The sequence below is a fragment of the Streptomyces sp. NPDC090021 genome, assembly GCF_044748225.1.
In the GTDB taxonomy this organism is placed as follows: Bacteria; Actinomycetota; Actinomycetes; order Streptomycetales; family Streptomycetaceae; genus Streptomyces.
In genome coordinates this window covers 59,269-79,183 of record NZ_JBIVFO010000029.1, presented here as the reverse complement: position 1 = coordinate 79,183, position 19,915 = coordinate 59,269, and the positions used below count along the sequence as shown (strand labels likewise).

The 19,915-nt window shown below is 71.5% G+C and carries 19 protein-coding genes and 1 pseudogene; 11 read left to right on the top strand and 9 right to left on the bottom strand.

The features are described from left to right. Nucleotides 1–43 precede the first annotated feature (43 nt). Complete coding sequence (locus ACIPXC_RS23225; RefSeq protein WP_401621348.1) at nt 44–1,474, bottom strand: DUF2252 domain-containing protein; 1,431 nt, start codon at nt 1,472–1,474, stop codon at nt 44–46. Nucleotides 1,475–1,607: 133 nt separating this feature from the next. After that, on the bottom strand, nt 1,608–1,946 hold the full coding sequence (locus ACIPXC_RS23220; protein ID WP_401621345.1) for a carboxymuconolactone decarboxylase family protein: 339 nt from the start codon (nt 1,944–1,946) through the stop codon (nt 1,608–1,610). Nucleotides 1,947–2,446: 500 nt separating this feature from the next. Here ACIPXC_RS23220 and ACIPXC_RS23215 point away from each other — a divergent pair, with 500 nt between their 5' ends. The 8 genes from ACIPXC_RS23215 to ACIPXC_RS23180 all read left to right on the top strand — a co-directional run bounded on the left by ACIPXC_RS23215 (nt 2,447) and on the right by ACIPXC_RS23180 (nt 10,243). Continuing rightward, on the top strand, nt 2,447–4,081 hold the full coding sequence (locus ACIPXC_RS23215) for an MFS transporter (protein WP_401621342.1): 1,635 nt from the start codon (nt 2,447–2,449) through the stop codon (nt 4,079–4,081). A gap of 87 nt (nt 4,082–4,168) precedes the next feature. Continuing rightward, nucleotides 4,169–5,026 carry a HipA family kinase gene (locus tag ACIPXC_RS23210; protein ID WP_401621339.1) on the top strand — a complete coding sequence of 286 codons (858 nt, stop codon included), beginning with the start codon at nt 4,169–4,171 and terminating at the stop codon, nt 5,024–5,026. Further along, complete coding sequence (locus ACIPXC_RS23205; RefSeq protein WP_030770975.1) at nt 5,023–5,406, top strand: DUF3037 domain-containing protein; 384 nt, start codon at nt 5,023–5,025, stop codon at nt 5,404–5,406. Before ACIPXC_RS23210 ends, ACIPXC_RS23205 begins: the two co-directional genes overlap by 4 nt. A 134-nt stretch (nt 5,407–5,540) precedes the next feature. Further along, on the top strand, nt 5,541–6,302 hold the full coding sequence (gene fabG / locus ACIPXC_RS23200; RefSeq protein ID WP_401621336.1) for a 3-oxoacyl-ACP reductase FabG: 762 nt from the start codon (nt 5,541–5,543) through the stop codon (nt 6,300–6,302). 29 nt (nt 6,303–6,331) lie between these two features. Further along, nucleotides 6,332–7,093: an SDR family oxidoreductase gene (locus ACIPXC_RS23195; protein ID WP_401621333.1), complete on the top strand. Its 762-nt coding sequence runs from the start codon at nt 6,332–6,334 to the stop codon at nt 7,091–7,093. A 152-nt stretch (nt 7,094–7,245) separates the two neighbouring features. Continuing rightward, on the top strand, nt 7,246–8,829 hold the full coding sequence (locus ACIPXC_RS23190) for an ABC transporter substrate-binding protein (RefSeq protein ID WP_401621331.1): 1,584 nt from the start codon (nt 7,246–7,248) through the stop codon (nt 8,827–8,829). A 111-nt stretch (nt 8,830–8,940) separates the two neighbouring features. Then, nucleotides 8,941–9,609: a uracil-DNA glycosylase gene (locus ACIPXC_RS23185; protein WP_392578638.1), complete on the top strand. Its 669-nt coding sequence runs from the start codon at nt 8,941–8,943 to the stop codon at nt 9,607–9,609. A gap of 94 nt (nt 9,610–9,703) precedes the next feature. Then, complete coding sequence (locus tag ACIPXC_RS23180; RefSeq protein WP_401621328.1) at nt 9,704–10,243, top strand: hypothetical protein; 540 nt, start codon at nt 9,704–9,706, stop codon at nt 10,241–10,243. A 51-nt stretch (nt 10,244–10,294) separates the two neighbouring features. Here the strand turns inward: ACIPXC_RS23180 and ACIPXC_RS23175 are convergent, their stop codons facing one another. Further along, entirely contained in the window at nt 10,295–10,834 is a 540-nt protein-coding gene (locus ACIPXC_RS23175; RefSeq protein WP_401621326.1) for a hypothetical protein, read from the bottom strand. 121 nt (nt 10,835–10,955) lie between these two features. After that, the gene (locus tag ACIPXC_RS23170; RefSeq protein WP_401621323.1) at nt 10,956–11,480 is read right to left on the bottom strand and encodes a DinB family protein; all 525 of its coding nucleotides are present in this window, start codon (nt 11,478–11,480) and stop codon (nt 10,956–10,958) included. Nucleotides 11,481–11,564: 84 nt separating this feature from the next. On the opposite strand from ACIPXC_RS23170, the gene ACIPXC_RS23165 reads away from it, so the two are divergent. Beyond that, nucleotides 11,565–12,479 carry a Gfo/Idh/MocA family protein gene (locus ACIPXC_RS23165; RefSeq protein ID WP_386527031.1) on the top strand — a complete coding sequence of 305 codons (915 nt, stop codon included), beginning with the start codon at nt 11,565–11,567 and terminating at the stop codon, nt 12,477–12,479. On the opposite strand, the gene lnt is transcribed toward ACIPXC_RS23165, so the two are convergent. From lnt to ACIPXC_RS23140, 5 genes and pseudogenes are all read right to left on the bottom strand, one after another. Continuing rightward, the gene (gene lnt, locus ACIPXC_RS23160) at nt 12,415–13,989 is read right to left on the bottom strand and encodes an apolipoprotein N-acyltransferase (RefSeq protein WP_401621320.1); all 1,575 of its coding nucleotides are present in this window, start codon (nt 13,987–13,989) and stop codon (nt 12,415–12,417) included. The two genes, ACIPXC_RS23165 and lnt, sit on opposite strands and share 65 nt — an antisense overlap. 79 nt (nt 13,990–14,068) lie before the next feature. Continuing rightward, nucleotides 14,069–14,536: a nuclear transport factor 2 family protein gene (locus ACIPXC_RS23155; protein ID WP_401621317.1), complete on the bottom strand. Its 468-nt coding sequence runs from the start codon at nt 14,534–14,536 to the stop codon at nt 14,069–14,071. 69 nt (nt 14,537–14,605) lie between these two features. Continuing rightward, on the bottom strand, nt 14,606–14,782 hold the full coding sequence (locus tag ACIPXC_RS23150) for a hypothetical protein (RefSeq protein ID WP_106967693.1): 177 nt from the start codon (nt 14,780–14,782) through the stop codon (nt 14,606–14,608). Between the two features lie 113 nt (nt 14,783–14,895). Next, a pseudogene (locus tag ACIPXC_RS23145) lies at nt 14,896–14,997 on the bottom strand (undecaprenyl-diphosphatase); the annotation flags it as partial. A 247-nt stretch (nt 14,998–15,244) separates the two neighbouring features. Next, nucleotides 15,245–15,589: a hypothetical protein gene (locus tag ACIPXC_RS23140; RefSeq protein ID WP_401621314.1), complete on the bottom strand. Its 345-nt coding sequence runs from the start codon at nt 15,587–15,589 to the stop codon at nt 15,245–15,247. Between the two features lie 506 nt (nt 15,590–16,095). Between ACIPXC_RS23140 and ACIPXC_RS23135 the strand changes: the two genes are divergently transcribed. After that, nucleotides 16,096–16,653, top strand: a complete 558-nt coding sequence (locus ACIPXC_RS23135; protein WP_401621312.1) for a hypothetical protein — start codon at nt 16,096–16,098, stop codon at nt 16,651–16,653. 835 nt (nt 16,654–17,488) lie between these two features. Next, complete coding sequence (locus tag ACIPXC_RS23130) at nt 17,489–19,888, top strand: 2OG-Fe(II) oxygenase (protein ID WP_401621309.1); 2,400 nt, start codon at nt 17,489–17,491, stop codon at nt 19,886–19,888. The last annotated feature ends 27 nt before the right edge of the window (nt 19,889–19,915 follow it).

Below are 19,915 nucleotides of genomic sequence, written 5' to 3'. Positions count from 1 at the left end.
GCCGCAGGAGGGGATGGTGCCGTCCGGCCCCGCGGGTCCGCCGTCAGTCCGCCGGGAGTTCCCGCGCGGGCAGGCGGCCGGCCCGTACCGCGTCCACCAGGGCCTGGTGGTCGCGTTCGTTCTGGTCGGCGTACGCCTCGGCGAACTCGGCGAGCGCCCGGTCGAAGACGTCTCCCCGGCCGAGGTACGAGGCGATCGCCACCCGGTCGCCGGAGCGGGCGTGCGCGCGGGCCAGGGTCATCCCGCAGGCGTTGCCGAAGGTCTCCAGCTGTGCGGGCGACATCGTCTCCGGCATCGCGATGCCTTTCCAGTCGCGCAGTTGGCGGATGTAGAAGTCCCGCTTCCTGCCGTCGATGCCGTCCACCCGCTCCCAGCCGAGGAAGATGTCGCTCGCCGCCTGCATCAACCGCTGCCCCGACACCACGCGTTCGCCCTGGTTCGCGTACAGGCTGGCGCCGACGTGGCCGGCGAGCACGGAGGTGTCGGCCTCCTTGGCCTGGAGGAACAACGGGTCGCGGCCGTCCTTGCCGAGCAGGAGCAGGATCCAGCAGCGGGTGCCGACGCTGCCGACGCCGACCACCTTGCGGGCGACGTCCACCAGGCGGTAGTCCTCCAGCAACGCCCGGCGGTTGCTCTCCAGCGTGTGGCCGTAGTGGCCCACCAGCGAGGCGAGCCGCTCCACGAGTTCGCCGCGCTCGTCGTCCGGCAGCAGGTCCGCGAGGGGTACCAGCAGCGGCGGGTCCGCCGCGATCCTGGGCTGCCCGTCGACCATCTCGGTGAGCTTGTCGAAGACCTGCAGGTTGTCGCGTGACCGGGCCTTCGCCAGCGCCGTGGCCAGCTTCTTGCGGCCGCGCTTGTCGAGCTGTTCGGTGACGAGGGCCTCCAGCCCCTCCGCGTCGGTCTTCGCGTACCAGACGTCGAGATTGCCCATCCCGGCGAAGCCGGTCATCGCCTCGCGGTACGAGCGCACCGCGGAGTTCACGATGCGGGCGCGTTCGGCCTCGTCGAAGCCGTTCGCCCGGGCGGCGATCACCAGACTCGCGGACAGCCGCTTGACGTCCCACTCCCAGGGGCCGGGCAGCGTCTCGTCGAAGTCGTTGATGTCGAACATCAGCCGCCGCTCCGGCGAGGCCAGCAGGCGGAAGTTCAGCAGGTGCGCGTCACCGCAGAGCTGTGCCGCGATGCCCGAGGCCGGGGTCCCGGCCAGGTCGGACGCCATGATGGCGGCGGCACCCCGGTAGAAGCGGAACGGGGATTCCGTCATCCGGGCGTAGCGGATCGGGACCAGCTCGGGCACCCGTGTCGCGGACTGCGCCTCCAGGATCGCCAGGGGATCCGGCCGGTCGGGGGACGGCTGGTACACGGCGTGCCCCGACCGGGGACAACGGCGGCGGGCGTCCTTGCCCATGGCCGCGCGCTCCTCGGGTGTGGCACCGGGCACCGCACGCATCGCGGTGATCGCACTCCGGGACATGGGGGCCCTCCTGACTCCTGACTCCTGGCTGCCGGCCTGATCGATCTGCCTGCTGCCTGCTGCCTGCCTACGTGACCCGCCCCGCCCGGGCCGGACCGGTCGGCCACCCGACCGGTCCGGCTGTCGTTCCGAGTCAGCCCATGGAGTCCATCTCGGCCTGGGCCTCCGCCTCGGCGACGGCGATGGCCACGCCGAACGCCCTGGTGATGTTGCCCGCCGCCGTCATGACACGGGCGGTGCCGACGATGGGCGCGATGGCGACCAGGACGTCCTGCAACTGCTCCGCCGTCAGGCCGGCCTTGACCGCGGGGTCGATGTGGGCGAGGTAGGAGATCGGAGGAGCGTCCGAGGCGGCGAGCGCCGCGATCCGGGTCATGAGCAGCATGGTCGGGTCCAACCCGCACCGTTCGAGCGAATCGACCGTCATGGCGGCGAGGGTGTCCAGAACCGGGGTTTCAGATGCAGTGGACATGTCGCATGCCCTCCTGGGGTTGTCGCGCCCTGGCGCGGGGGACTGGGCAAGGGGGAGCGGCCGCCCCGAGTCCCGGCACGCCACCTCGCCCTCAACTGTAGGTCTGGCGCCCGCCGGGCGCGCGAGGGCGCCCGGCCGCCACCGGGACGGACGCGGTACGCAGTGCTGCCGGGGAGCCCGCGCACGGCCGCGGATGCGGGGACGGCCCGGCCGTGCGCAGCATGGAAGCACCCTCGCCGGAACCGAGCCGGGAGCCTGCCGTGAACACGCCCGCGTCCGCCCGGGCGCGGACCGGCGACCACTTCCGCCGCGCCACCGCCGAGATCACCCGGCAGTGGAAGGCCTTCGAGGAGGAGCTCCGCGCCGCCTACCCCGAGAACCGCGCGGCGCACGGATGGTCTGCGCCCTGGTCCACGACGATCCGGTCGCCGCCTGTCCGTCCGGCTGACTCTCGGGCGGGTCGTCCGGCCGCTCCCGCGTACGGCTGGAAGCATGCAGCCATGGCATCCAGGGCAGGGACGGCGACCGGTAATCCCCCGAAGGCGCGACTCGTCCTGATGACGCTCGCGGCGGGCCAGTTCCTGATGGCACTCGACAGCTCCGTCATGAACGTCTCCATCGCCACCGTCGCCGGGGACCTCGGCACCACCGTGACCGGCATCCAGGGTGCCATCACGGCCTACACCCTCGTGATGGCCATGCTCATGATCCCCGGCGGCAAGGTCGGGGTGCTGATCGGCCGCAAACGCGCCTTCCTGATCGGCTGCGTGATCTACGGCAGCGGCTCCCTCGTCACCTCGATCGCACCGAACCTCACCGTGCTGCTGATCGGCTGGTCGTTCCTGGAAGGGGTCGGGGCGGCGCTCATCCTGCCCGCGATCGTGGCCCTCGTCGCCGGGAACTTCCCCGCCGAACGCCGTCCCGCCGCCTACGGCCTCGTCGCGGCGGCCGGCGCCATCGCCATCGCGCTGGGGCCCCTCATCGGAGGGCTCGCCACGACCTACTTCTCCTGGCGGTGGGTCTTCGCCGGCGAGGTGCTGATGGTGGCCGGCATCCTCGTGCTCGCCCGCCCCATCGCGGACGCCGTGAGCGAGGAGCGTCCGCGCATCGACCTCGTCGGCGTCGTCCTGTCGGCGCTGGGGCTCGGGACGTTCGTCTACGGGGTGCTCCGGTCGGACGAGTGGGGCTGGTTCAGGCCCAAGGAGGGCGGGCCCGCGTGGTTCGGGGTGTCGCCGACCCTGTGGCTGATGCTGCTGGGGCTGTTCCTGGTCTGGCTCTTCCTCCGCTGGGAGGGCCGGCTGGTGGCGCGGCGGCAGGAGCCGCTCGTCGACCCGGCGATGCTGCGGAACAAGCAGCTCACCGGCGGGCTGACCATGTTCTTCTTCCAGTACCTCGTGATGATGGGCGTCTTCTTCGTCGTCCCGCTCTACCTGTCGGTCGCGCTGGGCCTGTCCGCGCTGGCGACCGGTGCCCGGCTCCTGCCGCTGTCGATCACGCTGCTGGCGGCCGCGACCCTGATCCCGCGCTTCCTGCCGGACGTCTCACCGCGTCGCGTGGTCCGGCTCGGGACCCTCGCCCTGCTCGCCGGAGCGGTGGTCCTGCTGGGGGCGCTCGACGTGGACGCGGGAGCGGAGGTGGTCGCCGTCCCGCTGCTGCTGATCGGGCTCGGCATGGGCGCCCTCGCGTCCCAGCTGGGCGCGGTCACCGTGTCCGCGGTGCCACAGGCGCAGTCCGCCGAGGTCGGAGGCGTCCAGAACGCCGTCACCAACCTCGGCGCGTCCATCGGTACGGCCCTCGCGGGATCCATCATGATCGCGACTCTCACGTCCTCCTTCCTGAGCAGCATCACGGAGAACCCGGCGGTCCCGAGCTCGGTCAAGAGCCAGGCGACCGTCCAGCTCGCCAGCGGCGCACCCTTCCTGTCGGACGCCCAGCTGGAGAGCGCGCTCGCCGAAGCCGGCGTCACCCCCGAGGTGGCCGACGCCGCGCTCGCGGCGAACGAGCAGGCCAGGGTCGACGGGCTGAGCGCGGCCCTCTCCGTCCTGGCTTTCGCCTCGCTCGTCGCGCTGTTCTTCACCCAGCGCATCCCGACGGTCCAGCCCTCCAGCAAGGCCGGGGACGCCGCCGGGGCGTGAGCCCGGGAGGGGTGTTTTCCATCGGTTCGCCCCCCGACCGGGAAAATCCTTTGATCATGCACCTTGTTCGCCCGATAGCCTGGGAAAATGCTCACAGAAGTGATCGCGACCCGCTATGTGACGCCCCTACGTGAGGGCGGCTCGCTCCCCGGGATCGTCGAGGCCGACGACCTCGGCACCTACGTCATGAAATTCACCGGAGCCGGTCAGGGCCGCAAGACCCTGGTCGCCGAGGTCATCTGCGGCCGCCTGGCCCAGCGGCTGGGGCTCAGGGTCCCCACGCTGGTGCAGATGCAGCTCGACCCCGTCATCGGGCTCGCCGAGCCCGACCAGGAGGTCCAGGAACTGCTCAAGGCCAGCGGCGGACTCAACCTCGGCATGGACTACCTGCCGGGCTCCATCGGCTTCGACCCGCTCGCCTACCGGGTGGACCCGGCCGAGGCCGGGCGCGTGGTCTGGTTCGACGCCCTGATCAACAACGTCGACCGGTCCTGGCGCAACCCGAACATGCTGGTCTGGCACGGGGACCTCTGGCTCATCGACCACGGCGCCACCATGATCTGGCACCACAACTGGCCCACGGCCCAGGCAGCCGCCGCGAAGCCCTACAACGCCTCCGACCACGTACTGGCCCCCGTGGGACCGGACATCGAGGCAGCGGCCGCCGCACTGGCACCGCTGGTCACCGAGGAACTGCTCACCGAGGTCACCGCCGAGGTCCCGGACGAGTGGCTGGTCGACGAGCCGGGATTCGACTCCACCGACGCGCTGCGCCGTGCCTACGTGGAGGCGCTGCTGCCGCGCGCGGCCACGATCCACGAGAGGATCTCGCTGGAGGCCGAGGTGAAGGCGCCGGCCGGACCTCCCGGCTGGCTCACCGACCACCTGCCGGAATGGCCCCACAAGACCCACAAGACCCACAAGAAGAAGAGCGGCGACGAGTGACCGAGCGGGACGTGTTCGAGTACGCGCTGGTGCGCGTGGTGCCCCGGATGGAACGCGGCGAGTGTTTCAACGCCGGCGTGATCGTCTACTGCCGGGCGCATTCCTACGTGGCCGCGCGCACCCACCTCGACGAGGCGAAGCTCCTCGCGCTGGACCCGGCGGCCGACGTGGCCGGCGTACGGGCCGCCCTGCGCGGGGTCGAGGGAGTGTGCGGCGGCGGCGAGGCGGCGGGGCAGGCGGCGGGTGACGACGCGGGGCGCCGGTTCCGCTGGCTGATCGCCCCGCGCAGCACGGTGGTGCAGCCGGGGCCGGTGCACACGGGCCTGACGGCCGACCCCGCGGCGGAGGTGGAGCGGCTCCTGGACCTCCTCGTCCGCTGAGGGCGTGTCCGCGGCCGGTGTCGTACCGGCGGCCGTTGACACGGGGTGCCAGGGCTCCTAGCGTCTCCTCAGCTGAAGCTACTAAGCGGTTGCTCACCTTGGGCGGCCGTCTCTCAAGGGCGAGGAGAACCAGCATGTCCACCACCGAGCAGCGCGTCGCCATCGTGACCGGGGCGGCCCGGGGCATCGGCGCGGCCACCGCCGTGCGCCTGGCCGCCGAGGGCCGCGCCGTCGCCGTACTCGACCTCGACGAGGCGGCCTGCAAGGACACCGTCGAGGCCGTCACGGCGGCCGGCGGCCGGGCGCTGGCGGTCGGTTGCGACGTCTCCGACGGCGCGCAGGTGGAGGCGGCCGTCGAGCGCGTCGCCGCCGAACTCGGCGCTCCCACCATCCTGGTCAACAACGCGGGCGTGCTGCGCGACAACCTGCTCTTCAAGATGAGCGAGACCGACTGGGACACGGTCATGAACGTGCACCTGCGCGGTGCCTTCCTGATGTCGAAGGCGTGTCAGAAGTACATGGTGGAGGCGAAGTTCGGCCGCATCGTGAACCTCTCCAGCAGCTCGGCCCTCGGCAACCGCGGCCAGGTCAACTACTCGGCCGCCAAGGCCGGTCTGCAGGGCTTCACCAAGACCCTGGCCATCGAGCTCGGCAAGTTCGGCGTCACCGCCAACGCCGTCGCCCCCGGCTTCATCGTCACCGAGATGACCGCCCAGACGGCCGCCCGGGTCGGCATGGGCTTCGAGGACTTCCAGGCCGCCGCGGCCACCCAGATCCCGGTCCAGCGCGTCGGCCGCCCGGACGACATCGCCAACGCCATCGCCTTCTTCACCGGTGACGCCGCCGGCTTCGTCTCCGGCCAGGTCATGTACGTGGCCGGCGGCCCCCTCAACTGACGCACCGAACGAGAGGCAGGGCGCACGTCATGACGTACAGCGGTACCGACAGCGGCAGGGTCGCGCTGATCACCGGGGCGAGCCGGGGCATCGGCTACGGCATCGCCGAGGCGCTGGTCGCCCGGGGTGACCGGCTCTGCATCACCGGACGCAACGAGGAGGCCCTCAAGGAGGCCGTGGAGCGCCTCGGTGCGGACCGGGTGATCGGGGTGGCCGGGAAGGCGCACGACGAGGCCCACCAGGCCCTTGCCGTCGAGCGCACGATGGAGGCCTTCGGCCGGGTCGACTTCCTGGTGAACAACGCGGGCACCAATCCGGTCTTCGGCCCGATCGCGGACCTCGACCTCGGGGTCGCCCGGAAGGTCTTCGAGACCAACGTGATCTCCGCGCTCGGCTTCGCCCAGCGGACCTGGCACGCCTGGCAGAAGGAGAACGGCGGCGCGATCGTGAACATCGCGTCGATCGCCGGCATCTCCGCCTCGCCCTTCATCGGCGCGTACGGGATGAGCAAGGCGGCCATGGTCAACCTCACCCTCCAGCTCGCCCACGAGATGGCGCCGGGGGTCCGCGTGAACGCGATCGCCCCCGCGGTGGTCAAGACCAAGTTCGCCCAGGCGCTGTACGAGGGCCGGGAGCAGGAGGCCGCGGCGGCCTATCCGCTCGGCCGGCTCGGCCTCCCGGAGGACATCGGCGGGGCCGCGGCCTTTCTTACATCTGCACAAGCGGAATGGATCACGGGCCAAACTCTGGTCGTCGACGGTGGGATGTTCCTCAATTCCGGGGTGCACTGACCGATAATCGGACGTATTTGCCTCCGAAAGGGAGGTAAATAGGTATCGAATATGCACGGAACCGGTCAAGTGCCTCACGAAACCAACCCATTGGATTCGTGGGGCACTGCGGTAGGGTCTGCCGCACCCCTGGCTGATCGAGGAGCGTGCACGTGTTCAACCGGACCAGATGCCTGCAGATCACTGCGGCCCTTGCGTCCATATCCCTGCTCGCCGGTTGCGGCCTGCTGTCGGATGACGACGGCGACGAGGCGAAGCGGATCGTCGTAGGGACCACGAGCGCACCGAGTACCCTCGATCCCGCCGCGGCGTGGGACGGCTCCTGGGAGCTGTACCGGAACGTCTACCAGACCCTTCTGGCGTTCCCCACGGGCTCCACCAAGCCCCAGCCGGACGCCGCACAGAACTGCGAGTTCACCGACGGCGCGAGCCAGGCCTACCGGTGCACCCTGCGCAAGGGCCTGAAGTTCTCCAACGGCGAGCCCCTCGACTCCAAGGCCGTCAAGCACTCCCTCGACCGGATCCGGACGATCGGCTCCAAGGTCGGCCCGAAGGACCTCTTCGGCAGCCTCGACAAGATCGAGACCCCCGACGCGCTGACCGTCGTCTTCCACCTGAAGACCTCGGACGCCACCTTCCCGTACGTCCTCGGCTCGCCCGCGGCCTCGCTGGTCGCGCCCAAGGACTACCCCGCCGACAAGGTGCGCGAGGACGGAAAGATCACCGGCTCGGGCCCCTACGTGCTGGACTCCTACAGGGACGGCGGCGAGGCCGTGCTGTCCGAGTACAAGGGCTACACGGGCTTCGCGAACCGTCAGAACAAGGCCGTGACCATCCGCTACTACGCGGACTCCCAGAAGATGGTCGCGGACCTGAAGGCCAAGGAGCTGGACGCCACCTACCGAGGCCTGTCGGCCCCGCAGGTCACCGACCTCCAGAGCCCCGCCGCACACGGACTCGGCGTCCAGGTCGTCGAGAACGTCGGCGCCGAGATCCGCTACCTGGTCTTCAACCCCAAGGACCCGGCGGTCAACAAGCTCGCGGTCCGCCAGGCCATCGCCCAGGTCATCGACCGCGGCACCCTCGTCTCCAAGGTCTACCAGGGCACCGCGGAGCCGCTGTACTCGATGGTTCCCAAGGGCGTCGTCGGCCACAAGACGCCGTTCTACGACAAGTACGGCGCCGCTGACGTCGGCAAGGCCAAGAAGATCCTCAAGGAGGCCGGGATCAACCAGCCGGTCGACCTGACCTTCTGGTACACCACCGACCGGTACGGCGCCTCCACCGCCGAGGAGTTCACCGAGATCAAGCGGCAGCTCGACGAGAGCGGCCTGTTCCGCATCACCCTGCGCAGCCAGCCCTGGAAGACCTTCCAGGAGGGCTACAAGAGCCAGGAGTACCCGGTCTTCGGCCGAGGCTGGTTCCCCGACTTCCCGGACCCGGACAACTTCATCGCGCCGTTCGTCGGCAAGGAGAACGCGGTCGGTACCCCGTACGAGCAGAACGAGATCCTCACCGAACTGCTGCCCAAGTCCCGCCGCGACGGAGACCGCTCCTCCGGGGTCCAGCAGTTCGAGAAGGCCCAGCAGATCTTCGCCGAGGACGTGCGGCTGCTGCCCCTGTGGCAGGGCAAGCTGTACGTCGCCGCACGCGAGGACATCGCGGGCGCCGAGCGGGCCCTCGACCCGCAGACCGCCATGCAGATGTGGGAGCTGTACCGCAAGACCAGCTGGTAGCCGCGGTGCCGCCCGGGCGATCTCCCGGGCGGCCGACGCGTTGTCAGTGGCCCCCGGTAGGTTCTGGAGCAGTTGCACGAACTTGTACCGGAGGTTGTCGCCGTGACCGAGATGCTGCCCGAGTCCTGGCTCCCCGTCCTCGGTGGGGAGCTGGACCAGCCCTACTTCAAAGAGCTCACCGAGTTCGTCGAGAAGGAGCGGGCGAACGGGCCGGTCTACCCGCCCCGCGAGCAGGTGTTCGCGGCCCTGGACGCCACGCCCTTCGAGCAGGTGAAGGTCCTCGTCCTCGGCCAGGACCCCTACCACGGCGCCGGCCAGGGCCACGGCCTGTGCTTCTCCGTGCAGCCCGGGGTCAAGACCCCGCCCTCGCTGCGCAACATCTACAAGGAGATGAAGGAGGAGCTCGGCCTGGAGGTCCCGGACAACGGGTATCTGATGCCGTGGGCCCAGCAGGGCGTCCTGCTGCTCAACGCGGTGCTCACCGTCCGCGAGGCCGAGCCGAACTCGCACAAGGGCAAGGGCTGGGAGAAGTTCACCGACGCCGTGATCCGCGCGGTCTCCGACCGCCCCGACCCGGCCGTGTTCGTCCTGTGGGGCGCCTACGCCCAGAAGAAGATCCCGCTCATCGACGAGGAGCGGCACGTGATCGTCAAGGGGGCCCACCCCTCGCCGCTGTCCGCCAAGAAGTTCTTCGGCTCCCGGCCCTTCACGCAGATCAACGAGGCCATCGCCGCCCAGGGACATGAGCCGATCGACTGGCGGATCCCGGACCTCGGCTGACGCCCCACCGCGCCTCGGCGGCATCGCCCGTACCTCCGGCTAGCTTTTTGATGATCAGACCGGCGCAGGTCTGGCAGAGCGAGCCGGAGGCCGCGTGACCGAGCAGCAGGAGGCGTCGGAGGACGCCGTCATGACGAGGATCGGCCAGGCGGTCATCCTGCTGCACGCAGGGGACCGCGAGGAGGCCCGCAACCGGCTCGGCGAGATCTGGCAGGAGATCGGCGAGGAGGGCGACTGTCTGCACCGGTGCACCCTCGCCCACTACATGGCCGACGCCCAGGACGATCCCGCCGACGAGCTGGCCTGGGACCTTCGGGCCCTGACCGCCGCCGACGCCCCGCGCGACGGGCCGGGCACCGGCTGCGGGGACGGACCCCCGGTGCAGCGGGAACCGCGCGCCGCGATGCGCGTCTTCTACCCGTCCCTGCACCTCAGCCTGGCCGCCGACTACCTGAAGCTGCAGCGGCCGGATGCCGCCCGGGTCCATCTGGCCCGGGCCCGCGCGGCCTCCGGCGCGCTGGCGGACGACGGCTACGGCAACGGCGTACGGGCGGGAATCGCACGGCTGGAACGCCGTCTCGCCGCGGAAGCGGGGCCGGGCCCCGGGCCCCGGCCCTTTCCCGAACAGTCCTGACCCGGACAGTCCTGGCCCGAACAGTCCCGAGAGGGGTCGGCGGCTTCCCCGTCAGCCTCCGTGCACGCCCGCGCAGATCCGGGCCTCCGGGCTGTCGGGATGCCAGCGGCCGTGACGGCGGCCCAGCGCGCAGACGTCGGCCGGCCGTACCGGCAGCTTCCGCACCAGCTCACGTTCCGCCTCGGTGTCGGGCCGGGCATGGCGCCGGGGGCCGTCAGGGCGCCCCTGGGCGGGTTCGGCGGCCCGCCGGGGCTCCGGGATGTCGGGGACCGGCGGGGCGTCCCGCACGGGCCCGCCGGAGGCGCCCTGTGTGCCCCGCCCGGAGGCCCGTACGGCCGGGGTCGCGCCCGCCGGCCGCGCGGGCTGCTCCGGGGCCGCCCCGACCGCCTCCAGCGCCTCCAGGGCGGGCGCCCGTACGGCCACCGGGGCGGCCCCCGGCCCGCTGCGCGGCACGTGCCGGGGCGGTACCCCGGTGGCGGGGGCCGCCGCGGGCTGCGCGGGGCCGGGGTTCACCTGAACGCAGCCGGACACCGCCGAAACGGCGCAGGCGACTCCGAGCAGCAGCTTTGTCGTGGTTCGCGTTGGATGCACCCGCGCAACTCTGCTGTGCGAGGACCCCGTTGTGAAAACCGGGAGCCCATATTCACCCCGCACGGGTGACGCGCGGCGGGGTGACCGGCGGATCACCCGCCACCGGGGGCCGCGCTGCGGCTCACTCGCCGGTGGCGCCGTCTATGTGCTCGCGCAGCAGGTCCGCGTGCCCGTTGTGGCGCGCGTACTCCTCGATCATGTGGGTGTAGACCCAGCGCAGGCTGAACACCTCGCCGCGGCGGTGGCTCGCGGCGTCCGAGCGCAGGTCGAGCGAGCGGCCCGCGGCGGCCCGGCGCGCGAGTTCGACCTCGGTCCGCCATTCCTGCTCGGTCTCGGCCCAGGTGGCCGCCTCGGTGAAGTGGAAGTCGCCGTCCCGGTCCCCGTCCGTGACGTACAGCTCGGGCAGGTCCTCGCCCAGCATGATCTCCCGGAACCAGTACCGCTCCACCTCCGTCATGTGCCGTACGAGGCCCAGGAGGCTCAGCCCGGAAGGCGCGAGCGGCATCCTGCGCAGCTCCTCGTCCCGCAGTCCCTCGCACTTCCACATGAGGGTCGCGCGGTGGTAGTCGAGCCAGCCGTCGAGCATCTCCCGCTCGTCGGCGGTGGTGGCGGGTTCGGGGCGATGTGATCCTGAACTGGTGGTCATACGGTCCATCCTGAGCGAACCGGGACCCCGGTCACCAGGGATTAAGCTGCCGGAATCCCACAAGGAACGAACCTGGAGGCCCCGGTGAAGGTCGGCTGCATCGGACTCGGTGACATCGCGCAGAAGGCGTACCTGCCCGTCCTCACCACCCGCGCGGACATCGAACTGCACCTGCAGACCCGCACTCCCGAGACCCTGGAACGGGTCGGCGGTGTCCACCGCGTCCCGGCGGCGCACCGGCACACCGATCTCGACGCCCTGCTCGCCGAGGGGCTGGACGCGGCCTTCGTGCACGCGCCGACCGCCTCCCACCCCGAGATCGTCACCCGGCTGCTGGAGGCCGGCGTACCGACGTACGTGGACAAGCCCCTCGCCTACGAGCTGACGGCGTCACGGCACCTGGTCGAACTGGCCGAGGAGCGCGGGGTGTCGCTCGCCGTCGGCTTCAACCGCCGCTACGCGCCCGGCTACGCCCAGTGCGCCGACCACCCGCGCGAGCTGATCGTCCTGCAGAAGAACCGGATCGGGCTGCCAGAGGACCCGCGCACCCTCGTGCTCGACGACTTCATCCACGTCGTCGACACCCTGCGCTTCCTGCTGCCGGGGGAGGCCGAGCACACCGACGTCCGCGCCGTGGTGCGCGACGGCCTGATGCACCAGGTGGTGCTCCACCTCTCCGGCGCCGGCTTCAGCGCGCTCGGCATCATGAACCGCCTGTCCGGGTCCAACGAGGAGGTCCTGGAGGTCTCGGGCCGGGACACCAAGCGTCAGGTCGTCAACCTCGCCGAGATCATCGACCACAAGGGTCAGCCGACCGTGCGGCGGCGCGGGGACTGGGTGTCCGTCGCCCGCCAGCGCGGCATCGAGCAGGTGGTGGACCACTTCCTGGAGGCGGTCGCGGCGGGCCGGACGCTCAGTGCGCGCGACGCCCTGCTCACCCACGAGCTGTGCGAGCTGGTGGTGAACTCGGCTCTGGCGCAGGCGCAGAAGGCCTTGTGAGCCAACGAGCGCCCGCCGCGCCGCAGTAGAGGGCCAGGGCGGCTAGGGCCGCGGTCACCGGCCAGTCCCCGAAACGGACGTACAGGGTCGAGCCCCGGGCGAGCGGCACCTCGTACACCTCCGCGGTCCGCGCCGACGTCGGCAGGGCGGCGCCGATCCGCTCGCCCGAGGGGCCGTTCACGACGCTGACCCCCGTCAGGGTGGCGTGCACCATCGGACGGCCGTTCTCGGCCGCCCGCAGGGCCGCCAGCGAGGCGTGCTGGGCCGGCGCCCAGCTCTCCTGGAAGGTGGAGGTCGCCGACTGGGCGATCAGCAGGGAGGCCCCGTCGAGGGTGAGGCGCCGGCTCATGTCGGGGAACGCGGACTCGAAGCAGACCAGCGGTCCGAGACGGGCCACCGTGCCCCCGTCCCGCTGCCCCGGCAGGTCCATGACGACCGGAGCGTCCCCGCGTATGCGGTCCTCGCCGGCCGCCCTGCCGACCGAGGTCGCCCAGCCCAGCAGCGTCCGGGCTGGCACGTACTCCCCGAAGGGGACCAGCCGCATTTTGTCGTACCGGTCACCGGTCGGGCCGCCGGGGCCGACCAGCACCGCGCTCTTGTGGATCCCGGGCCGGTCCGCCCGCCGCGCATCCACGTTCACCAGCAGCGGAGCCCCGACCTCCGCCGACAGCGCGGCGAGCCGGCGGGCCAGGTCCGGGCGGGCCGACAGGTCCTCGCCCACGCTGCTCTCGCCCCACACCACCAGGTCCACCCGCTGCCCGGCAAGCGGCCGGGTCAGCCGCTCACCGGCCGCGAACCGCCGCTCCGCACTGTCCGGGCCGTCGGGCACCGGACCCGGCTGCACGACGGCCACGCGCAGCCCGCCCGACTCCGCCGGCCGGACCGACCACACCCACACCGCACCCGTCAGCAGCGCACAGCCCGCCACTGCGGCGACCGCGGGGACCCGCGCACCCGGCACGGCGACCAGCAGCACCACGGCGCAGTTCACCGCCACCACCAGCAGGCTGATCAGCCACACCCCGCCCACCGACGCCAGCCGCAGCGCGGGCGGCACCTGCCACTGACTGGCCCCCAGCAGCCCCCACGGCCCGCCCAGCCCCTGCCAGGACCGGACCAGCTCCGACAGCAGCCATCCCGCCGGTACGAGGACCAGCGCCAGGGCCGCCCGGCGCGCCGAGGGGCGGCCGCCGAGCAGTTCCCGCACCAGCAGCGCCCAGGGGATCCACAGCAACCCCAGCAGGGCCGCCACCGGGACCAGGAACACGTGCAGGCTCGGCAGCAGCCAGTGGTGCACGGCCAGGATGAACCCGGCGCCGCCGAGCCAGCCCTCCAGGGCCGCCCGCCGCCTGCCGGGGGCGGACCTCAGCAGCAGCATCCAGGGCACCAGGGCCACGTAGGCGAACCACCAGAGCGCGGGAGCGGGGAACGCGAGGGCGGGCAGCGCCCCGGCGGCCACCGCGGCGGCCGCGCGCCAGCGGCGGGACCAACCGTTGTGCGTGACGATCATGGCGCGCCTCCGCTTCCAGTGTGGCAGTGCAGGGCGGAACCGCCCTGCGGGCCGCGCGGGCGGGCCGGCCCGCACCGGCTCACGCGCTCGTGTGCCGCCACTTCTCGTGCACGGTGACACGGGTGAGCCGCCAGCCGTCCCGGGTCCGCGCCAGGACGAAGGTGTAGCGCCCGGCGGCCACGAAATCGGGGGAGGTGACCGTCCCGTCGTCCTCCGGCCCCGCCAGCCGCATCGGGTTCAGGAAGTCGGCCCGGACCTCGGCGCCGTCGCCGGGTGAACCGGCGACGTCCTCCAGCCGGATCAGCCGGTTGACGATCAGGTGCTGACGTACGGGGAAGAGCCTCATGGTCTGCGCGAGCCAGTCCGCGACCTGCTCCACCGGACCCTCGGCCCCGCCCGCCGAGCTGTAGTCGGCCCGCCCGTCGGCGGTGAACAGGGCCCGGTAGGCGGCCCAGTCGCCGTCGTCCACGGCCACCGCGTAGCGCGTTACCACGTCGTCGATCGCCAGCCGGTCCATCACCGTCGCCAGATCCACACGCTGAGTCATCGGGTCAGTGTGGGGCCGCGCGGGCGCGGGGCCAAGGGGCGTGCGCCCACGGGGTCTCCCCGCGGCCCGTCAGTGACCGGAACGCGCCTCCCGTTGCCGGACCACGACGAGGAACGCGTCGCTGGCGAGATCCATGACCACCTCGGCCGGTACGCCCTCGCGCATCCGCTGCGCCGCGTACTCCTCGGCGGGCCAGCTTCCCCGCGGACTTCCGGCCGGAAAACGCTCCAGTACCACCCGACCCATGGGACACCCCCTGATGCTTGCCTTGCGCTGTCTTCGTCAAGAACGACGCGGAGGCCGCCCGGGAACGTTCCCGGGCGGCCTCCGATTCACGCGAAGTGGTGGTGCGGGCCCCGCTACGAGCCGGACTCGCCGGCGTGCGGGCTCAGCACGTCCGTGCCGATCAGCACGAACAGCAGGATGCCCAGCAGGATCCGGTAGATCACGAAGGGCATGAAGCGCAGCCGGCTGGTTTGCGGCGAATCGGCGATCTCCTGCTCCATGGTCGGCGCAACGTGCGAGTAGAGACCTCCGCGCCGGAGCCCTCGTACTGCAGCCGGAGATCTTGTGACCGTGTCCCGTCATACTCGTGGACTGGGGGATGGCGGGTGTGACGGCTGAGCAGGGTGGCCCGAGCGACCCCGTTGCCCGGGAGCCGGGCCCCGTGAGCGGGAATGGCGGCCCGGCTTCTTGCCGTGTGGGGTGTCAGCTGAAGACGACGGAGCGCAGCCGCAGGCGGTCGCCGAGAACCCTGCCCGGGGGCATCACGTAGAAGACGTCGCCGGCGCAGTCCGCTTCGAGGAAGACGGTGGCGGTGGCGTCCGTGAAGTTGCGCGGGGCGAAGGCGGGCAGGGCCGAGTCGACCGTCTCGGGGATGTCGATGCACTGGCTGCTGGGCGGATCGACGAGCTGACCTCGCAGCCTTGCGCCGTTGAGGCCGACGTAGGTGTACAGGAAGTCGCCTTGGGCGGCCGCGGCGGGCGACGCCGGCAGGGCCGCGGACAGCATGAGGGCACCGAGAGCGGCGGCCAGGATGTTGCGTAGGCGCATGAGCTGGTCCTCTCTGAAGGAACGAACGTGCTGTCGACCTCTGTTCCCCTGACGGGGTCTGCCGGTTGCGATCCCGCCAGCAGAAACGTTTTCGCGTCACCTGTTCGGGCCATGGTTGTGTGGGGCGGTTCGAGCGCCGGACGGCGGCGCGGCCTACGCCGCCGGACCGGCAGCCGGCTACTGGCCCGACCTGGAGGTCCTGCGCCGCCACTGGCACCGGGTCGCCCAGTGACTGCCGGACATGGACTGTCAAAACGACGGGAGCGCGAGTACGACTGTGGGAAGCAGCCCGTGGAGCGCTCCCTCGGGTGGCTCCGGCCGCCGGAGCCACGACACGACGAAGAAGGCCGGCGGCCCGATTCCCGGGAGCGTCGCGCACCCGGTGAACCCGCTGGACGGCAACCGCCGTTCACGCGGACCGCCCGTAGGGATCACCAGCGACGGCCGCGAACCGGACATACCTGCCAACGACTGTGCTTCGCGCGGCGGTTGATAGCGTGGTTATCATGATCGAACTGGCGGAACTGGTCCTGACGCCCGACGAGCGTACCCGGGGGATCGAAGTCGACCATGTGATACACAGCATGGACTGGACCGGCGAGGACCACCGCGGCCAGGTGGCGGCGTTCGCGGCCGACCGCGTGAGGGCGTTCGGCGTGGAGCCGACGGACGTCGATACCGATGCCGTCTACGAGGCGGCCGAGGGTGACACGACACTGGCCCGCGGTGACTTCCCGATCCGTCAACTGGACCATCTCTCCGGTGTGCTCGCCCGTCTCGGTTTCACCCTCGCCCTGCGGGAGAACGGCTCCGACACCTACGAGCTGCTGGTCGCCCCGACCACTGCCGAGGGCGCGCCGACCGGACTGGAACACCGGGGATGCGCGGTGCGGACCTGGGACTCGAGGGCGGCGGAGGTCTGGGCCGGTCTGCGCTGCCCGCACTGCTCGACATGGCAGATGTGGCTGATCTCCGAGGATGTGGCCGACGGGCACTGCGACTGCGGCGCCCGACTGTTCGACGCCAGTGGTGCTCCGCTGCCCCATGTCACGGTGCGCGTCTGACGACGACGCGTGCGGTCCGCCGCCGCCTCCCGGCGGCCACGCCCCTGGACGCCATGGCACGACCGGAAAGGCACATGCCAGGCGGCAGCCCTGGTCAGCCGCCCCTTGACGGCGGTTCAGAAGTGACCGAGGTCCGCAGTCCAACCGGCGGATCGTCGAGCAGAACGCCCTGCAGGCACAACCGGTCGCCCACTGGCTCCGGCCCCGGCGACCTCTCCGGCAGGAGCGGCAGCAACGACTCGCTCACTGCCCACAAGCCATGGTCCACGATCCACGGCAGAGTACGCACACGACCAACAAGGGCCACATCAGCACACCGGACACGCCCGACCAGCACACCCACTCACGATCGCGTCACGAGCTTGATGCAGCGACTACGGCCGCCCTGTCCGCCGGCGCCGGCGCCAGCGCGGGCTCGGCCCATCGCCAACGGGCGGCGCCGGATGGGTCAGGCGATCCGTCGGGCAGATCAGGCCCTGTCAGGTGGGCGTATGTCGATGGGGCGCCGAGGGCAGGTGACGCTGAGCGCAGACCTACTGAGCCTGCTGGTCAGATGTCCCGGAAGAGACCAGGCGGCGCCATGATCTGGCCCCGTTGCCGGCGAAGGTCCTGGAACATGGACGGCAGGTGACTGGCGTGTGGCGTGCGGCGCCCGCCAGTCGTCCTTGGCGATCCGCGATTCCCGCCGCCGCAAGCCCGGCTGTTCGTCGGCGCGGCCGCTCAGAGAGCTCACCGCACGGCATCGTTCTGGCATCTGAGAACAGGGACTTCCCGCAGCGCTAGGGTTTCCGGGACAGAGGGAATGGCACGCTGCCGACCGGGGGAACGAAACACCATGGGACACGGAGCACGAAAGCAACTGGCGAAGCTGCTCGATGCCTCGGAGCGATGCGGGGACTTCAGTACCCGCATCGAGATGTCCGCCCGCGCGCTGCGGATCGAGGTCGACGGCGTCGGGGTGCTGCCCCTGCCGTTGCGCGCTCCGGTCACCAAGAAGCTGATCGCGCAGGCCCGGCAGGCCCGCTTCGGCCGCGGTGAGCAGACGCTGTCCGACACCAGCGTGCGCGATACCTGGGAGATCACCCCGGACCGGATCACCCTGGGCGGCCCCGACTGGGACCGCACCCTGAGCGGCGTCCTCGACGGCGTCCGTACCGCGCTGGGTCTGCCGCCCACCACCGTCCTGCGGGCCGAACCGCACGCGCTGCTCGTCTACGGCAAGGGCCAGTTCTTCCTGCCGCACCAGGACTCCGAGAAGGACGACTCCATGGTGGGCACCCTGGTGGTCTCGCTGCCCTCGCACCACACCGGCGGTGAACTCCTCGTCTCGCACGCCGGCCGGAGCGTCGTCTACCAGGCGTCCCGGGAGAAGCTGACCTTCGCCGCCTTCTACGCGGACTGCCTGCACGAGGTCAAGCCCGTCAGGTCCGGCTACCGCGTCACCCTCACCATGAACCTCCTCGCCGAACGCACCCGCCCGGCCGGCGAGGACGACGACGGCCCGGCCGCCGACCTGGCCCACTGCCTGACCGAACACTTCACCGAGCCGGCCGAAGAGCGCTACGCCTACGGCCGCCGGAAAACGGCGCCCCCGAACCGCCTCGTGTACCTCCTCGACCATGAGTACACCCAGCGTGGTCTGGACTGGGACCGCCTCAAGGGTGCCGACGCCACGCGTGCCACCCGGCTCCGCCAGGCCGCCGGGCAGGCAGGCTGCGAGGCGGTCCTCGCACTGGCCGAGGTGAAGGAGACCTGGGACGCCGTACCGCCCTACGACCGCTACGACTACTACGGCGATGTCGAGCACTTCGACGGCTGCGAGGACGAGGAGTGCGAGGGCGAGTGCCTCCTTGACCCCGACGGGGAGCCCGGGGCCGAGCGCCGCCGCAGTGGCGACTTCTCCGACTACGAGCTGGGCGACCTGATCGACGACGAGATCACCCTCGACTGGTGGACCCGCCCCGACGGCGCCGACGGTGAGCAGATCTCCCTGCCCGTCTCTTACGCCGAGGTGTGCGCCACCACCGAGAGCAAGGACCTCACGCCCTACCAGTCCGAGTACGAGGGCTACATGGGCAACTACGGCAACACCCTGGACCGCTGGTACCGGCGGGCCGCAGTGGTGCTCTGGCCCCGGCAACACTCGTTCGCGGCACGCGCCGAGGCCGGCTCCGAGGGAGCCCTGCGAGAACTCCAGGGCCACCTGGACGCCGGGGAGTTGGAGCTGGGGCGTACGCTCGCCCGGTCGCTCGCCCCGATCTGGAAGCATCACGGTTCGGGCGAAGCGGCCGCTCCACTCTTCACTGCCGCCCTGCACGTCGCGGTGGGACTGGAGGAAGCGGACACCGCCGCGATGCTCCTCGCGCCCTTCGGGGTGGAGGCCCTGGGCGAGCGACACGTCCCCGATCTCGCGGAAGCGGCCGCACGGTACGGGCGGACGTGGTCGCGCGGGGCCGTCGGCAGCTGGTTCGGCCCGGCCGCCGCGTACACCGGGGCGGATCGCGCCGCGTGGCTGGAGTCTCTGCCCGGCCTCTGTGCCGCGCTGCGGACCGCTGACGGTGACGGAGACGCGGTGGCGGCACCGCTGGTGGAGGGCGTGTGGCAAGCGGTCGAGCAGCAGCTCACCAGCTGGCTCGACGTGGGCCGCGAGGCGGAGCGCCGCGCGGGCATGGAACGGCTGGGAGCTCCCTTGGCCCGCATCCTGCAGGCGTGCGACCCGAAAACCGCCGACACGATCGTCACCGCGCTGCGCGGCCTGCCGGACACCGCCCTGGAATGCCTGCTCCCGGCCCTGCGCACCGCGGCCCGCCGACCGACGACCGTACGAGACGGGGCACCCGCGGCCCACGCCTTCCAGACGCTCGCCGACCACTGCGAGGCCCGGCTCACCGCGTCCGTCACCCGCCCCGTACGCGCGGCGGACGACTGGTCACTCACCCCGGCCGGTACCTGCCGGTCCGGCTGCGGCCTCTGCCCCGACCTCGACGCCTTCCTCACCTCCCGCACCCGTCGGGTCATGGATTGGCCGCTCGCGAAGGACGGGCGCCGCCACATCCACAGCCGTATCGATCTGGCCGGCCTGCCGGTGTCCCACACCACCCGGCGTCAGGGACGCCCGTACACCCTGGTCCTGACCAAGACGAACGAGGTGTTCACCCGTGAGCAAGCGGCCCGCATCCGCACCGAGACCGACCTGGCGTGGCTGCGGGAGACATGGCCCCGGCCACGCGGCTGAAAGGGGACAGACAAGCCCCGCGGCTCG

Bases quoted from the DNA above. Each gene is read 5' to 3' on its own strand.
- ACIPXC_RS23195 (WP_401621333.1), top strand. From the start codon at position 6,332: ATGACGTACAGCGGTACCGACAGCGGCAGGGTCGCGCTGATCACCGGG.
- ACIPXC_RS23220 (WP_401621345.1), bottom strand. From the start codon at position 1,946: ATGTCCACTGCATCTGAAACCCCGGTTCTGGACACCCTCGCCGCCATG.
- fabG (WP_401621336.1), top strand. From the start codon at position 5,541: ATGTCCACCACCGAGCAGCGCGTCGCCATCGTGACCGGGGCGGCCCGG.
- ACIPXC_RS23150 (WP_106967693.1), bottom strand. From the start codon at position 14,782: ATGGGTCGGGTGGTACTGGAGCGTTTTCCGGCCGGAAGTCCGCGGGGA.
- ACIPXC_RS23225 (WP_401621348.1), bottom strand. From the start codon at position 1,474: ATGTCCCGGAGTGCGATCACCGCGATGCGTGCGGTGCCCGGTGCCACA.
- ACIPXC_RS23210 (WP_401621339.1), top strand. From the start codon at position 4,169: ATGCTCACAGAAGTGATCGCGACCCGCTATGTGACGCCCCTACGTGAG.
- ACIPXC_RS23215 (WP_401621342.1), top strand. From the start codon at position 2,447: ATGGCATCCAGGGCAGGGACGGCGACCGGTAATCCCCCGAAGGCGCGA.
- ACIPXC_RS23170 (WP_401621323.1), bottom strand. From the start codon at position 11,480: ATGACCACCAGTTCAGGATCACATCGCCCCGAACCCGCCACCACCGCC.
- ACIPXC_RS23155 (WP_401621317.1), bottom strand. From the start codon at position 14,536: ATGACTCAGCGTGTGGATCTGGCGACGGTGATGGACCGGCTGGCGATC.
- ACIPXC_RS23135 (WP_401621312.1), top strand. From the start codon at position 16,096: ATGATCGAACTGGCGGAACTGGTCCTGACGCCCGACGAGCGTACCCGG.
- ACIPXC_RS23140 (WP_401621314.1), bottom strand. From the start codon at position 15,589: ATGCGCCTACGCAACATCCTGGCCGCCGCTCTCGGTGCCCTCATGCTG.
- lnt (WP_401621320.1), bottom strand. From the start codon at position 13,989: ATGATCGTCACGCACAACGGTTGGTCCCGCCGCTGGCGCGCGGCCGCC.
- ACIPXC_RS23130 (WP_401621309.1), top strand. From the start codon at position 17,489: ATGGGACACGGAGCACGAAAGCAACTGGCGAAGCTGCTCGATGCCTCG.
- ACIPXC_RS23185 (WP_392578638.1), top strand. From the start codon at position 8,941: ATGCTGCCCGAGTCCTGGCTCCCCGTCCTCGGTGGGGAGCTGGACCAG.